Annotated in this window: 18 protein-coding genes; 9 read left to right on the top strand and 9 right to left on the bottom strand. The window is 62.7% G+C overall.

Annotated elements, in window-relative coordinates; translation table 11 throughout:
* Window positions 1-279: a 50S ribosomal protein L31e gene (locus tag C444_RS15925; RefSeq protein WP_004518347.1), complete on the bottom strand. Its 279-nt coding sequence runs from the start codon at window positions 277-279 to the stop codon at window positions 1-3.
* Window positions 279-431, bottom strand: coding sequence for a 50S ribosomal protein L39e (locus C444_RS15930; protein WP_004518346.1), 153 nt, complete (start codon window positions 429-431; stop codon window positions 279-281). Before C444_RS15930 ends, C444_RS15925 begins: the two co-directional genes overlap by 1 nt.
* 186 nt (window positions 432-617) lie before the next feature.
* Between C444_RS15930 and C444_RS15935 the strand changes: the two genes are divergently transcribed.
* Window positions 618-1070, top strand: a complete 453-nt coding sequence (locus C444_RS15935) for a hypothetical protein (RefSeq protein WP_049909570.1) — start codon at window positions 618-620, stop codon at window positions 1068-1070.
* On the opposite strand, the gene C444_RS15940 is transcribed toward C444_RS15935, so the two are convergent.
* The 3 genes from C444_RS15940 to C444_RS15950 all read right to left on the bottom strand — a co-directional run bounded on the left by C444_RS15940 (window position 1067) and on the right by C444_RS15950 (window position 3138).
* On the bottom strand, window positions 1067-1879 hold the full coding sequence (locus tag C444_RS15940) for a ZIP family metal transporter (protein WP_004594037.1): 813 nt from the start codon (window positions 1877-1879) through the stop codon (window positions 1067-1069). The two genes, C444_RS15935 and C444_RS15940, sit on opposite strands and share 4 nt — an antisense overlap.
* 253 nt (window positions 1880-2132) lie before the next feature.
* Window positions 2133-2696 (bottom strand): RNA 2',3'-cyclic phosphodiesterase, encoded by a 564-nt coding sequence (gene thpR / locus C444_RS15945; RefSeq protein WP_004594038.1) that lies wholly within the window; start codon window positions 2694-2696, stop codon window positions 2133-2135.
* Window positions 2697-2739: 43 nt separating this feature from the next.
* Window positions 2740-3138 (bottom strand): hypothetical protein, encoded by a 399-nt coding sequence (locus C444_RS15950; protein ID WP_004594039.1) that lies wholly within the window; start codon window positions 3136-3138, stop codon window positions 2740-2742.
* Window positions 3139-3222: 84 nt separating this feature from the next.
* Here C444_RS15950 and C444_RS15955 point away from each other — a divergent pair, with 84 nt between their 5' ends.
* The 4 genes from C444_RS15955 (at window position 3223) to C444_RS15970 (ending at window position 6086) form a co-directional block, all read left to right on the top strand.
* Complete coding sequence (locus C444_RS15955; RefSeq protein WP_004594040.1) at window positions 3223-3951, top strand: tetratricopeptide repeat protein; 729 nt, start codon at window positions 3223-3225, stop codon at window positions 3949-3951.
* Entirely contained in the window at window positions 3948-4238 is a 291-nt protein-coding gene (locus C444_RS15960; RefSeq protein WP_004594041.1) for a DUF424 domain-containing protein, read from the top strand. Before C444_RS15955 ends, C444_RS15960 begins: the two co-directional genes overlap by 4 nt.
* Window positions 4239-4301: 63 nt before the next feature.
* Window positions 4302-4769: a hypothetical protein gene (locus C444_RS15965; RefSeq protein ID WP_004594042.1), complete on the top strand. Its 468-nt coding sequence runs from the start codon at window positions 4302-4304 to the stop codon at window positions 4767-4769.
* A gap of 69 nt (window positions 4770-4838) precedes the next feature.
* Window positions 4839-6086: an aminotransferase class V-fold PLP-dependent enzyme gene (locus C444_RS15970; protein WP_004594043.1), complete on the top strand. Its 1248-nt coding sequence runs from the start codon at window positions 4839-4841 to the stop codon at window positions 6084-6086.
* Window positions 6087-6201: 115 nt separating this feature from the next.
* Here C444_RS15970 and C444_RS15975 read toward each other — a convergent pair whose 3' ends face one another.
* Window positions 6202-6678, bottom strand: a complete 477-nt coding sequence (locus C444_RS15975; RefSeq protein ID WP_004594044.1) for a protein-tyrosine phosphatase family protein — start codon at window positions 6676-6678, stop codon at window positions 6202-6204.
* Between the two features lie 159 nt (window positions 6679-6837).
* Here C444_RS15975 and sufU point away from each other — a divergent pair, with 159 nt between their 5' ends.
* Together sufU and C444_RS15985 are read left to right on the top strand one after the other, a co-directional pair.
* Window positions 6838-7266, top strand: a complete 429-nt coding sequence (gene sufU, locus C444_RS15980) for a Fe-S cluster assembly sulfur transfer protein SufU (RefSeq protein ID WP_004594045.1) — start codon at window positions 6838-6840, stop codon at window positions 7264-7266.
* Between the two features lie 85 nt (window positions 7267-7351).
* The gene (locus tag C444_RS15985; RefSeq protein ID WP_004594046.1) at window positions 7352-8113 is read left to right on the top strand and encodes a class I SAM-dependent methyltransferase; all 762 of its coding nucleotides are present in this window, start codon (window positions 7352-7354) and stop codon (window positions 8111-8113) included.
* 26 nt (window positions 8114-8139) lie between these two features.
* On the opposite strand, the gene C444_RS15990 is transcribed toward C444_RS15985, so the two are convergent.
* Window positions 8140-10149, bottom strand: coding sequence for a heme-binding protein (locus C444_RS15990; protein WP_004594047.1), 2010 nt, complete (start codon window positions 10147-10149; stop codon window positions 8140-8142).
* Window positions 10150-10272: 123 nt separating this feature from the next.
* On the opposite strand from C444_RS15990, the gene C444_RS15995 reads away from it, so the two are divergent.
* Both C444_RS15995 and C444_RS16000 read left to right on the top strand, forming a co-directional pair.
* Window positions 10273-11199, top strand: a complete 927-nt coding sequence (locus C444_RS15995; protein WP_004594048.1) for a S49 family peptidase — start codon at window positions 10273-10275, stop codon at window positions 11197-11199.
* A gap of 1 nt (window position 11200) precedes the next feature.
* A complete protein-coding gene (locus tag C444_RS16000) occupies window positions 11201-12301 on the top strand; it encodes a DUF4350 domain-containing protein (RefSeq protein ID WP_004594049.1) in 1101 nt (366 codons plus the stop codon).
* Between the two features lie 72 nt (window positions 12302-12373).
* Here C444_RS16000 and C444_RS16005 read toward each other — a convergent pair whose 3' ends face one another.
* Together C444_RS16005 and C444_RS16010 are read right to left on the bottom strand one after the other, a co-directional pair.
* Window positions 12374-12691, bottom strand: a complete 318-nt coding sequence (locus tag C444_RS16005) for a DUF5783 family protein (RefSeq protein ID WP_004594050.1) — start codon at window positions 12689-12691, stop codon at window positions 12374-12376.
* Between the two features lie 42 nt (window positions 12692-12733).
* Entirely contained in the window at window positions 12734-12967 is a 234-nt protein-coding gene (locus C444_RS16010) for a hypothetical protein (protein WP_004594051.1), read from the bottom strand.
* Between the last annotated feature and the right edge of the window lie 27 nt (window positions 12968-12994).

The following is a 12994-nucleotide window of genomic DNA, read 5'->3' on the forward strand; positions in this document are numbered from 1 at the left end:
TTACTCTGCGGTCTCTGCTTCGACGATGGCTTCGCCCTCTTCCTCGAAGCGGGCGGCGCGAACACGGATCTTGCTCGGCGTGTTGGCGCGGCCGCGGGCCCAGGCCGCCTCGTTGATGGAGGGGTCCAGACGAACGGCGTCCTCGTCGACAGAGAAGTGTTTGGCGAGATGCTCGCGGATGAGGATCATCGCCTTGTCTGCGCGCTTGTGGTTCGGTTCGGCTCGCGCGTCTCGGAGCGGTACGGTGACGACACGCTCCTCGAAGTCACTGGCGCTCATTATTCGTCAGTGTCGTTGCGCCGCCAGTGGCGTCGTTTGTGGTTGCGCTGGACCTCGCGGTCCGTCTTGAGCATGACCCAGGCCGGGACTCGACTGTTCTGGTTGTCGAGTTTGGCCAGTCGCTTCTTGGTAGCCTTCGATTTCTTACCCATGGTATGGTGCTTGTTCCGTGCCGTGGTTTAAATTCCTTCCTTTTCGAACCAGTCACAGCCCGTTATCAGCGGCTGTAACTGCGGACGTAGAACTAAGTAGAGAATATCCCTGATTATCAAAGGATGGAGCGCCGGAGATTCCTCCAGACGATCGGTGTCGGTGCAACAGCCGTCGGCTCGGGTTGCATGGGCGGCGGCGGTGAGGTCGTCGTCAGCGTACAGCAGGACGTCAGAGTCAATCCGCACGAAGCGTGGATCAGAGAGGAGATCCCGGACGTATCCGACCCCGGCGGAGAACTACAGTATATCGTCAAATCGGACACCCCGTTCAGCGTGTACTTTTTCACTGACCGCGAGCAGTTCGGGCAGTACGACACGTTCATCAAGGGTCGGGAGCCCGACGAGACACCGCCGGGAAACCCCGAGTTCAGCCAGACAGCGGTCCAGCCGGAGGGGTCGGATATTTATAAAGCGTCCACGGATGACGGCGGCGCACGGGAGTCACTGGACGAGCCCGGGCCGTACTTCTTCGCCGTCGACCACTCGAACTACCGGATGGAAACACGCGTCGATGACTACGATGACCCGCTGAAGGCCTTTGTCGACCTCACCGTCATCCGGAACAAGCTCCCCTTCTAGACGAACGCCAGCGGCACCATCGCCAATACGCCGACAGCGACGCCAGTGAGTAGTTCGCGTTTGCCCCCACCCGGCAAGCCGTCCCCGTACTCCAGCGCTTCGGGGACGAACTCCGTGAGCACGAGATACACCATCGCTCCGGCGGCGAAGCCGAAGCCAAACGGGAGGAATGCCTTCGCCAACGTGACGAAGTAGTACGCGATAACGGCCCCGACCGGCTGTGGTAGTGAGGAGAACACCGCCCACCAGACCATCTTCCACTCGCTGACACCCAGTGAACGGAGTGGGATAGCGATAGCAGTGCCTTCCGGAATATTGTGGATGGAAATGGCGACCGTCATGAACACCGCAAGCAGCGGGACAGACACGCCGATGATGCCGACAGCGGATTCGGGCGTGGCCGACTCCAGCCCGAGTTCCGCGAAGGAGACGCCGACAGCGACGCCCTCCGGGAAGCTATGGACGGTCAAGATACCCAGAATCAACAGGAGCTTGGTGAAATCCGCCTGTTCGAACTGCTTGGGCGACTGGTCGAAATCGTCTAACAGTTCGTGTGCTACAGCGACGAGCGCGACCCCAGCCAGAACACCGGGGACCATCAGCACTGGCGACCCGTAGGCCAGCCCCTCCCGGACAAGTCCGAACAGCGAGGCAGCAACCATGATCCCCGAGGCAAGCCCCCACAGCAGGACGTTCCATCGGTCGGAGAACTCGTCGACCAGAAAGAACGGGATCGCACCGAGTCCGGTGGCGAGTGCCGTGAGCAACCCAGCGACGAACACGAAAGCAACGTTCTCGACGGCGACCATATCGGTACTACACCGCTCGGACCGATAAAAATTGTCACTAACCTGATTGTTTTGGCTGACCTAAACGGCTACCAGTACGCTGTACATAGCTACTCAGGTGCCTAATTGCCGGCCTTAACGCGGTTACCGGCCATGCTACAGCAGTCCCAGCGCCGTTGTACGACTTCTAACAGACATATGATAATAAATACCCATCGGCACTGTCCAAATATAACTCACACCGGTACAGTCGTCTGGCTGTGACGGGACACACTCACAGCGACACCGAGTCGACAGTCCGATACGTCGGTCCGTCGGGCCCCAGTTCACTCTCTTTCAGCCTGATTTCCTCGACCTGCAGGCATCCCACATCGGGATCATCATCCTGGACAGCGTCCTGTACCGTTTCCTTGCCGCCAGCGTGGTCCATCCTGGCGATGGTCGCGTGCGGCGTGAACTCGTGGTCCTCCGGATCGAATCCCGTCGCGACGGTCCGATTTTCGACAGCTTCCTGCAGCGCGGTCAGTTCCGCATCACCGTGCCCATCGCGGACACCCACCCAGACGACGCTGATGTAGGACAGCGACGGAAAGACGCCGAGGCCACCGAACTCGACTTCGAACGGCGCAACGCCGCTGTCTTCGACCGCTGTTTCGAGGGCGGCGACGATATCGGTAACTCGGTCCGGGTCAGTGTCTCCCAGGAACTGCAGCGTGACGTGGGCTTGCTCGGGGTCGGTCAGCCGAAGGCCGGAGACGCCGTCGAAGCGGTCCTGTACGCTCTCGATAGCGTCTTCGAGGCCGTCCAGGTCGATGCTGACGAACAGGCGCTTTGCCATGGCTAGCGGTTCCGATTGGGTCCGCAAGAAAGCTACGACGGGATCAGTGACTGCTGTGGTCTGGAGCTGTACACCACCGCCAGATGCCGTGTCCGAGCCCGAGCGCGACCAGTGCGAGCGCGACGCCGAAGAGAGCGGGGATGGCGGTGTCGGGAAGTAGACCGAGGGATAGCCGGGCGAGGATTGCCGCCACAATCAGGAGAGCCACCCGCGCTCGTTCACGGGTCGTCTCTGCCGGACTGGAGACCCAGCGCCATAACGCCGAGAGCTGAGGGTAGTAGTGGCCAGCGAGAGCCGCCAGAACGACCGTTCCAGCAACGCCCACTCCAGCGGCGGGCAGTGACAGCGGGGCCTCGTTCGAGGTGATAGCGGCCCAGCTAACGACCGCGAACACACCCCCGAAAAAGACGAGCAACGCGTCTACTGCCAGCGGGTCTCGCATAGCTGCGAATCCGACCGCAGGACACCTAAATCTTCACGAGCCGTGGACGTAGCCCTTAACCGGATTGGCCGTCAATCAGAAGGTATGACAGACAACGACGACGATCACGCCTTCTCCGAGGGGCAAGGGTTCGACGACCCCTATGAGGGGTTCGACCTCGAACCGCCGGAGTTCGAGGTCGACCCGGACAAGGTCGACCCAGTCGACTCCCGAGTCGTCACTGACCTACTGGACCAGCGGAACATCTCCTCTGACGCCGTCGATCCCGGGCAACTACTCGATGTCGGCCTGGAGTACATGCACATCAACCGCCACGAACAGGCCGCAGAGACATTCGAACGCGTCGCCCAGTACACGGACGAAGACCGGCTCACACAGGAGGCTTGGACGAACAAGGGCGCGGCCCACGCGGAACTCGAAGAGTGGGACGCCGCTATCGGCGCGTACAAGGAAGCCCTCAACTTCGACGAGGAGTCCGACCACGCCGCCACGGCGGAGACGAACCTCGCGTACGCGCTCTGGAAGTCCGGCCGCTCCGAGCAGGCGCTCGAACACGCCGAGCGCGCTGTCGAAATCGATCCCCGCTTCGGCGAGGGCTGGTACAACCGCGGCTTCTTCCTGCTGGAACGCGGGCTGGCCGACGAGGCCATCGACGCGTTCGACAACGCCGTCCGCCTCGGCTTCCGCAACGCCGACGTGCTCGAAGAGAAGGCCCGCGCGCTCGAAGAAGTCGGCGAGTTCGACCGCGCCGAGGAGTTGGCCGAGGAAGTCGACGAGATGCGCGAGGAGGCCGAACAGCAACTGCTTGAATGATCCTCAACGAACGCGACACCGACGAGGGGTTGCTCGTCTCCGTCTGTGACCCCGACATCATGGGCGAAACGTTCGAGAACGGCCCCGTATCACTCACCGTCAACGAGGAGTTCTACGGCGGCGAAACGGCTACCGAAGACGAAATCGTTGACAGTCTCGCGCGCTGTTCGGTCGCCAACATCGTCGGCGACGACGCCGTCAATGTTGCCGTCGAACACGGCTTCGTCGACGAGGAGAACGTCCTCGATCTGGGCGAGACGCGCCACGCACAACTGCTCTGGATGTAACTGCGGTCACTACTGGAAGCCCCGACCCCGACAGTCTTTGCGTACGCCCATCGAGAGATACGTATGTATTCCCGAGACCACGCTATTGTCTCTGCAGTCGTCGGGGCTACCGGCGTCGTCGTTCTGCCGATTCCCCTCCCCTGGTGGGCCGCCGTCGGCTACGCGGTCGTCGTCGGCGTCGCTATCGATTTCGACCACTTCGCCGTGGCCCGACTGGAAACTGGCGACTGGGCCGCGCTTCGGCGCTGCCTCCGAAACCCGAAGATCGCGGTGCTCGACCAGGAAGATATCTTCGACCCGCAGGACCTCTGGCCGCTCCAGCGGCTTCTCAGCCATCACCTCATCGGCGGCGTGGTCGTGTTCGGCCTCTGGCTCGTCTCCGAGCCGCTGGCGCTGTTTACCGCCCTCGTCCTCTACGCCCACGTCCTCGGGGACCTCGTCTGGGACAACTACCTGCTCGAGACTTATCGGGAACAGCACGCCAGGGCCGCCGAATCCGTGTCCGACGACGACTCGGAACCGGCCGAATGACCGCCGCTATCGGACGGAGTTCTAGGTGAACCGAAGGAATGTTGCCTGTTGAGCCACTGCATAGAACCAATGGGACACGCTGAATCTGACCTACTGGACGTGGAGCGTATCCGTGAGGATTTCCCCATCCTCCAGCGCGAGTTCGACGGCGAGCAGGTGGTGTATCTCGACAACGCGGCCACCACACAGACGCCCGAGCCGGTCGTCGAGACCATCGCGGACTACTACCGGACGACCAACGCCAACGTTCACCGCGGCCTCCACCAGCTCAGTCAGGAGGCCAGCGTCGCCTACGAGGACGCCCACGACCGCGTCGCCGAGTTCATCGGGGCCTCCGGCGAGCGCGAGGAGATCATCTTCACCAAGAACACCACCGAAAGCGAGAACCTCGTCGCCTACGCCTGGGGCCTGAACGAACTCGGTCCCGAGGACGAAGTGGTGCTCACGGAGATGGAACACCACGCCTCGCTGGTCACCTGGCAGCAGATCGCCAAGAAGACCGGCGCGACCTGTCGCTACATCAGCGTCGACGAGGACGGCACGCTCGATATGGACCACGCCCGCGAGGTCATCACCGACGACACAGCGATGGTCAGTGTCGTCCACGTCTCGAACACGCTCGGCACGGTCAACCCCGTCTCGGAACTGGCGGACATCGCCCACGACCACGATTCCTACATCTTCGTCGACGGCGCACAGTCAGTTCCGAACCGCCCGGTCGACGTGGAGGCCATCGACGCCGACTTCCTGGCCTTCTCCGGGCACAAGATGGCCGGCCCGACCGGCATCGGCGTCCTCTACGGCAAGAAGCACCTGCTGGAGGAGATGGAGCCGTACCTCTACGGCGGCGAGATGATAAAGAAAGTCACCTTCGAGGACGCCACCTGGAACGACCTCCCCTGGAAGTTCGAGGCCGGCACGCCCGTCATCTGCCAGGGTATCGCGCTGGCTGAGGCCTGTGACTACCTCGACGACATCGGGATGGAACGGATCCAGCGCCACGAGGAACAGCTCGCCCAGTACGCGCTGGAACAACTCCGGGACGAGGGCGACGTGGAGACGTACGGCCCAGCCGCGGGGACGGAACGGGGCGGTCTGGTCGCGTTCAACCTCGATTCGGTCCACGCCCACGACCTCTCCTCGATTCTCAACGACTCCGCCGTCGCCATCCGCGCCGGCGACCACTGCACCCAGCCCCTCCACGACAAGATGGGCGTCCCGGCATCTGCGCGTGCTTCCTTCTACATCTACAACACGCGCGAGGAAGTGGACAAGCTCGTGTCGGCCATCGACGACGCCCGACAGCTGTTCGCGTAATCGCACGCTCAGGTTTTCAGACGTATATCACCCGGAGTTCGCCTATCGAGTTTCGGAGCGACATAGAATCGCCGTATCGTGTCACTGTCTATAACTTGATACGAGATAGCTGGAGTCACCGGTCTGCAGCGAGATAGATGACGGCTAGCTCGTAGAGTGCGGGGTTCGGAGTCGCAATCGGCCGAGCCGTCCGTACGCTCGCCAGAGCATCGAAAAGCGGCCGCTCCTCTTCGGCAGCGAGCGCCGTTGCAATCAGCGTCGAACTCCGGGAGACGCCGGCTTTGCAGTGGATCAGCGCCGGGCCGTCCGCTCTGACGAAGCGCCGGGCGGTATCGACGGCCGCCTCGAACGCCGCCCATTCGTTGCCCGAGCCATCAATAAGCGGATGGTGGGCAGTCGTGAGGGGGTAGGCCCCGCTCGTTGCCGAAAGCACGTGTTCGAAGGACTGGTCGTGTACCTCGGGCCGTGCTGCGTGTTTGTTGCCGAGATACAGCGCCCGGTCGCCGATCTGGCGGATCACCGGCTCGTCGCTGACGAACCCCACGGGTCGAACGGCGTGGTCGGTCAGAGACGGAGCGTTGTTCTCTCCCACAGATTGACAGACCGAACAGCGACAGTAAATACTGTCTACTGGCAGAGGGGAATCTACCGATTCTCTCAGGCAGTCAGGGCACTCGTCCGCGAGACAGCAGACGTGCGAACCGATACCTCGGAACGCTTTTCCGACTGACAGCCGTATCATAGTTCAATTATGGGTATCGGTGGCTCGGACATGTACCGGCAGCAGATCCTCGATCACTACAAGAACCCCCGGAACTACGGGGAGATCGAGGACCCGACGTTTACCCACATCGGCGAGAACCCGATGTGCGGCGACGAGATACGGATGGATGTCGTCCTCGACGAGAACGAGGAGACCATCGAGCAGGTCGCCTTCCAGGGCGACGGTTGTGCCATCTCCCAGGCCTCCGCGTCGATGCTCTCACAGGAGCTGGCAGGGATGGCGGTCGAGGACCTAGAAGCGATGGACCGCGACGATATCACAGAGATGCTCGGCGTCGACATCTCACCGATGCGCGTCAAGTGTGCCGTCCTCGCCGAGAAGGTGGCACAGGACGGCGCGGAGATTTACTTCGGCGAGAAGGATATCGACCGGACGACGACTGAAGACGACGACTGATACTGTCGGCTGTAAGCCAATTGTGTGAGACGCAGCCACATACCGCCAGTATTCTTTTCACACTACGCTGTCCACCGCTCGGTCTATGCCAGACAACGAGTGGGACCCCGACGACTACGACGGTGGCCACGGCTTTGTCGCCGAGTACGGAACGGATGTGGTCGAACTGCTGGACGCCCAGCCGGGCGAACGCGTCCTCGACATCGGCTGTGGAACCGGGCACCTGTCCGCCGAAATCGCCGACTGTGGCTCCGATGTGGTCGGCATCGACACCGCCGAAGAGATGGTCTCCCAGGCTCGCGAGAACTATCCCGACCTGACGTTCGAAGTGGCCGACGCCCGCGAATACGACCCCGGCGCGTTCGACGCCGTCTTCTCGAACGCCGCTCTACACTGGATTCCCAGCGAGGACCATGACGCCGTCCTGTCAATGGTCGCCGATGCGCTGACTGCGGACGGCCGCTTCGTTGCGGAGCTTGGCGGTCAGGGAAACGTCTCGCAGATCGAAGCAGCTGTACGGGCCGAACTCGCTGACCGGGGCTATGAAGCTGAGAACCCGTGGTACTTCCCACGTCTCGGCGAGTATGCGTCGCGTCTCGAAGCACACGGTCTAGAGGTCACTGCGGCGTGGCTGTTCGACCGGCCGACCGCGCTTGAGGGCGGGACAGCGGGCCTGCGCGAGTGGATCGAGATGTTCGGCGATACGGTGTTAGCCCCTGTTGCGGGACACGAGCACAAGGCCATTCTTGACGGGATCGAGGAGCGCCTGCGGCCAGACCTGTACGATGCTGAGACCGAGACGTGGACCGCTGACTACCGGCGACTCCGGTTCGTCGCCAAGCGGTGAGAATATCGCGGCCGGCCCGGAGGCAGCTACGCGAGGAAGACGTGGCGCGGTCGGTCGGCCAGCACGTCCCGCCCCCAGTCGACCGTCTCCGAGAAGTCGTCAGAGCGGAAGAAGGCCATCGCGTCCTCCTGTGAGTCCCACTGGCTCGCGATGAACATGTCGTTCTCGTCGTCGTGATTGAATAGCAGCGAGGTCTCACGGTGGCCGTCCATCTCTTCAAGCAGGCCGCCGACGGTGTCGAACTTCTCGATGAAGTCCTCATGATACTCGGGCTTGACCGTGTAGAACATCCCCATCGTCCCGAAGCCGTCGCCCTCGCCGTGGCGGCCGACGACGCCGGGGAGGTCGGTGAGGTAGTCGCTGGCGGTCTGGGCGGCGTCTTCAGTGTCCCACAGCGATGCGACGGCCGAGACATCGCCGTCGGCGTCGCCGTACACCGTGGTCTGGACGTGCGTGTCGTAGCGGTCGAACGCACTCCGGAGGTCCGCGACCTCCTCGTCGAGGGTCTCCGCGTCAGCTTCGGAGTACACCACGAGGGCGTACACGTCCTCGCCGTGCGGTTGTCCGGCGTAGACGCCCGCGGATTCGAGCGTCTCGCGGATCGACTGGGACGATTCAGCGGTCTGGGCGTCGCTATTGTCCACGGTCTCGTCACTCTCTGTACTCTCGCCGAGGGAGCCACCGAGCTGTTCTTCGATGCCGTCAATGTCCTTCAGGAACCCGGCTGCTGTCTCGGCGGCGTCTTTCGCCGTCCAGATGCTGACGACGTACGTCTGGCCGCTGTCGGCACGCACTGCCGTCCGGACGTGGCGGTCGTAGTGGTCGAAGCTCTCGCCCAGTTCCGAGACGTCGTCGACGATGTCCTCCGCGTCGGCCGAGGAGTGGAACACCAGCGCGTAGTCACCGGCGTCGTACGCGTCGCCCTCGTGCAGCCCCAGCCGACCGAGTCTCTGTGCGGCGTCGTCGACCTCTTCGAAGTCGGCCGAAACGTCAGGCCGACCGCCCGAGCTACTAGAGGAACCCGAGTCGTCTTCGTCGGCCGACTCCTCGGAATGCGGATGGTCGCCTTCGCTGGCACTCCCGGGATGGGTCCCACCGTGGCTGCCGGTGTCGCCACCGGCGTGTGTCTCTGCCTGTGCGTCGCTCGCAGTCGACTCTTCGGTGTGGCTGTGGCTCGCGCCGGCACCGGCCGAAGCGTGCTCGTGTTCCGCAACGTCTGCCGGCGTCTCCGGAACCGCTCCCTCGTCGGTCGGGACCCGCTGGCCGGCCAGGACGGCCGGTAGCTCCGACGGGTCGAACTTCCGGCCGACGTAGAAGGGGCCGAACTCGGCGAACTGCGAGGTCGAGGGGTCGAATCGCATCTCGGTCAGCAGCTCCTTGATGTGGCGCATGTCGTCGCTCCAGAGCGTGATGCCCCACTCCCAGTCGTCGAAGCCGATGGAGCCGGCGATCATCTGGTTGACGTCGCCGCCGTAGGTGCGGCCGATGTCGCCGTGGCGCTTGATGTGGGCCGCCCGCTCCTCGAAAGACGTGTCGTACCAGTTCTGGTCGGGCTGGCGGCGCTTGCTCATCGGGTAGAAGCAGACGAACTCCTCGTCGGGCACGTCGGGGTGGAGCCGGGCCTGAATGTACTGGGCCAGCCCGGAGTCGTCGTCGACCTCGCCCTCGAAGTACTCGCGGGACTTCTCGGTGTAGCCCGAGGCCTCCGTCACGGAGACGTAGGAGAACTCCTGCTCGGTGAAGGCAGCGAACTCCGTCTGCTCGAAATGGCGCTCGGCCGCATCGAGGTCGCCCATCGTCGGCCGCAGGTGGAGGATCATGATGTCGGCCTTGTGGCCCATGACGGTGTACACCGCCGTCTGGCCCGCCTCGGCGTCTTCAACGGCTTCGTAGGCGTCGAGGAAGCCGATCCCCTCCGAGAGCGCACGATCGCGGACCCGCTGGGGAGCCTCGCGCCAGGCGTCCCAGTCGATACTCCGGCAATCGTGCAGCGCGTACCAGCCCTCTTCGGTGGCTGGCGGCTTGCGTTGATCCATAGATATCGATTGCAGGTCGACAGTAAGGAAACTTCTCATGTCGTTCCGGGAGGGCGACTTCTGGGCCAGCAGTTCAGGCTATGTTTTTATTATTCAGACGTGACAGCGAATCGACGTTGTCGCATGAATAACCCCATCGATAGACGGGTCGCAACTGCCCTCCAGTCGTACACGGTACTTGCGGTTATTGCCATTCTCATTGGTGCCGCCGTCGTACCGTATGCGGCGTCGGTCGCCGAGGGTGATGAACAGTACGTCGCTGTAGTGAATATCGACGAAACGATTTCCAGTTCTAGCTCACAGGACACGGTACAGAAGCTCCGCGAACTCCGCAGCAACGAGTCAGTCGAAGCGGTCGTCCTCCGGATATCGAGTCCCGGTGGGAGCGCCGCCTCCAGTGAGTCGATGTATCTGGCCGTCAAGCGACTCTCAGCGGAGAAGCCGGTGTACACGAGCGTCGACCAGTATGCCGCCTCCGGCGCGTACTACACCGCGGTCCCGAGCGACCGCATCTACGTGACGCCGGCCAGCCTCGTTGGCCACGTCGGCGTCATCGGAACCGCGCCGAGTGATGGCCTGAGTTCCGCCGCCACCACTGGCCCAGACAAGGCCCATCGAGGGATGACGCGCGACGAATACTACGCCAGCCTCGAATCCATGAAGCGGGCCTTCGTCGGTGCGGTCATGACTGAACGCGGTGACAGACTCAACGTGTCCCGTGAGACTGTCGCTGAAGCGTCAGCCTATCAGGGCGGTCGCGCAGTCCAGACCGGCTATGCGGACGAAGTCGGTGGACTCGAAGCCGCAATAGCCGGCGCGGCCGAAGCCGCTGACCTCTCGGAGTATCAGGTCGTGTACCACAACCCCGCGGACTCACAGGGGCTGTTACTCCTCAGCGGCGGAAGTGGAGCCAGTGGGAACGCAACCATCGCCGCCGAAGGCACACCGTACACGTTCCAGGGCGTCGACACAGTCCACTTCCTCATGATATACGGCACGCCGGAGAATCAACAGGTCGTCTACAACAGCACCGCACAGGGAGGTGCCTGAAATGTCAGCTGATAGCGTAAGTTCGAGTCCAGTCATCCGAGCAGGGTTCTTCGTCGGGATACTCGTCCTCTCGGTGATTGTCGGTACCGTCGCAATCGGTGGCGGCACACAATCAGCTCCCGATGTAAGCCAGGCGAACGCCCCGTCGTTCAACAGCGGTGAGTCCGTTGCGACTCCGGCAGACGAGAGCGGTGACCTCTCGATGTCGGCCGACGCGTCCGGGAAGGTCGTCGTTATCGACGTCGCTCACGCCGGCGACATCGACCGCGAAGCGCTCACACCGCTTGTGTCGACCCTGACTGAGAACGGAGCGACAGTGCGCTACCACGTCGGTGAGCGACAGAGCGGGAGCCCGCTCAACGAGTCACTGCGTTCGGCTGACGCCCTCATCGTTCTCGGTGCGGAACAGCGCTACACCCAGAGTGAACTGAACGGCCTCTCGGCGTTCAGCGACGCAGGCGGTCGCGTGCTCTTGGTGAATGAGCCCTCGCAGGCGAGTACCGCGGGATTGGGACTGCTCAGGCCGGCCGCCACTGAGAGCGTGACCATGCCGATGGCCCCACTGGCGAGCCAGTACGGTCTCTCGTACGGGAACGGCTACCTGTACAACATGCACGAGTACGACACCAACTACCAGAACGTCTACGCCACGCCGACGGGCGATACGGAACTCACAGCGGGCGTCGACCGAACGGTCTTCTACGCTGCGATACCCGTTCATGGCGGTGACACCGCGCTCACGACGACGGAACAGACGACGCTCTCGAAGACCCGGCGACAGGACACGTACGGCGTCGTTGCCCGCTCGGGGAACGTCGTCACCGTCGGTGACACGAACGTTTTCACGCAGGAGTTCCTCTACCGGGCCGACAACGAGCAACTGGTCGGGAACCTGCTTGACTTCCTCGTCACGGGCGAGAAATCCCCCGAAGACGCACCACAGACCGCGGACTCCGGCCAGTCTAGACCTGGCGGATCGCTCCCCGGTACCGGAGCGGTCGGTGGCGGCGCGTTGCCGTCCGAACCGGGTTCAACCCCAACTCCAGGGCCGGATTCAACCCCAACTCCCGAACCGAACGAGACCATGAGATCCGACCAGTAGGGCATCACCGCCCGCTTTCGTCGAGGATACCGACAGAATAACGCAGCAATTGCCGAACCGCGGCGAGTGCAGTCAGTCGTCGAGATCGAACACGCGGCGCAGTTCACGCTCGATCTCGTCGATGTATTCGGAGAGCACAGCGTCGAGTTTCTCGTCGTCGACGATGACAGCCGAGAGCCGCTCGGTCGGGTTCTCCGGCAGTTCGACACTAAACTCACCGTCCTCGTAGAACGGCTCCGACTCGTTGAGGATCTGCTGGTCGATAGCGTGGACCAGCTCGGAGTCGTACGTGTCGTTCATCCGCTCGAAGGCGTTCTTGTAGGCCTTCTGCAGTTCCGGGAAGTAGTTCGCGTACTTGTCCTCGAACTTCTCGGGATCGAACTCTGTCATTGCCAGAACGGTACGGGGCCGGGGATAAAGATGGCCCGATATTCAGCGTTGTATCGTGCGTGCGTCCTTTTGCGGGAGATACATGGTGAGGTACGCGACGAAGCAGATGCCGAAGATGCCACCCAGGACGAGAAAGACGCGGATGTCTAGCCCGGCGATAGCTGCGATAATCTCCTGTAGTGTCGTCCGTGGGTTCGCGAAGCCAAACGTCTCAGTGTAGGCTAGCAGGCCGGCGACGACAACGAGTGCGATATCGAACAGGCCCCGAGAGTCCATCGTGGAGTGTTCGGAGAAGCGGACGTA

Origin of the sequence: Haloarcula japonica DSM 6131, assembly GCF_000336635.1 — an archaeon.
Classification (GTDB): domain Archaea; phylum Halobacteriota; class Halobacteria; order Halobacteriales; family Haloarculaceae; genus Haloarcula; species Haloarcula japonica.